Below are 1416 nucleotides of genomic sequence, written 5' to 3'. Positions count from 1 at the left end.
GCGGAGGAGAAGAGTACGAACGCGTCCAGGTCGAGGTTCTTGGTCTGTTCGTGCAGGTTCCACGCGGCGTCGACCTTGGGCCGGAGCACTGCCGCGAGGCGTTCGGGTGTCTGGTTCTCCAGGGGCGCGTCGTCCAGGATCCCGGCGGCGTGGATGACGGTCTTCAGTGGACGGTCGTCAGGAATGGCGGCGAGGAGTTCGGCCAGCGCGTCGGGGGCGGCGGCGTCGCAGGCCGCGATGGTGACCTGGGCGCCCAAGCCTTCGAGGTGTTCCTTGAGTTGTTGGGCGCCGGGGGCATCGGGTCCTTGCCTGCTGGTGAGGAGCAGGCGTGCGGCGTCGTGTTGGGCGATGAGGTGTTGGGCGACCAACGCGCCGAGGGTTCCGGTGCCGCCGGTGATGAGAGTCGTGGTCTTGGTGGTGGCAGGTGGCGTGGGGAGGGTGAGGGTGATCTTTCCGATGTGGCGTGCATGGGAGAGGGTGCGGATGGCTTGGTGCGTGTGGGTGATCGGGTGATCGGTGGCGGGGAGGGGGTGCAGGGTGTTGTTGGTGAAGTGCTGCTGGAGGGTGGTGATGAGTTGTTGGAGGTGGGGTGTTCCGTTGTCGAGGAGGTCGAAGGCTTGGTAGTGGATGTCGGGGTGGTGGGTGAGTTGATCGGGGGTTCGTATGTCGGTCTTTCCCATTTCTATGAAATGGCCGTGGGGGTTGAGGAGGCGAAGTGAGGCGTCGGTGTGGTCGTGGGCGAGGCTGTTGAGGACGATGTCGATGCCGTCGGGCGCGGTGGCGCGGAAGTGGTGCTCGTAGTCGGTGGTGCGGCTGTTGGCGATGTGGTCGTCGTCCAGGCCCTGCTGGTGGAGGGTGGGCCATTTGTGGGGGCTGGCGGTGGCGTAGATTTCGGCGCCGTGCAGGCGGGCGATTTGCAGGGCGGCCAGGCCGACGCCGCCGGTGGCGGTGTGGATGAGGACTTTCTGTCCGGGTTGCAGGTTCGCCAGGGTGATCAGGCCGTGGTACGCGGTGAGGAAGGCGACCGGGATGGTCGCGGCCTGCGGCCAGGTCCAGTGGTCGGGGATCCGCATGACCAGCCGGTGATCGGTGGTCGCGGTCGGGCTGATACCGCCGTGGGTGAACAGACCGGTCACCCGGTCGCCTGGCTTGAACGACCGGACGTTCTCGCCCACTTCGATGACCACACCCGCTTCCTCGCCGCCAATGGGCGCGCGGTGATTGACCATTCCGAGTGACACGAGCACGTCACGGAAATTGAGCCCGGCGGCATGGGTCCGAATGCGCACGTGATCCGGATGAAGCGGATCACCGTGATGGCTCGTCGGGGCGAGGACGATGTCCTCCAGAGTCCCCGTCCGCGCCGTCGTCTCCAGTTGCCAGCCGACATCACTCGGCGGGACCAGCAACTTCTCG

1 protein-coding gene is annotated in these 1416 nt (G+C 66.3%); it reads right to left on the bottom strand.

Going from position 1 to position 1416, the window contains the following annotated elements:
* A partial coding sequence (locus AF1_RS32515) for an MDR/SDR family oxidoreductase (protein WP_157419439.1) occupies positions 1 to 1409 on the bottom strand: 1409 nt, incomplete at its 3' end.
* Between the last annotated feature and the right edge of the window lie 7 nt (positions 1410 to 1416).

This window comes from Actinomadura formosensis NBRC 14204, assembly GCF_001552155.1.
Taxonomy (GTDB): domain Bacteria; phylum Actinomycetota; class Actinomycetes; order Streptosporangiales; family Streptosporangiaceae; genus Spirillospora; species Spirillospora formosensis.
The sequence above is the reverse complement of the archived record's forward strand: the minus strand, read 5'-3'. Positions and strand labels throughout refer to the sequence as shown.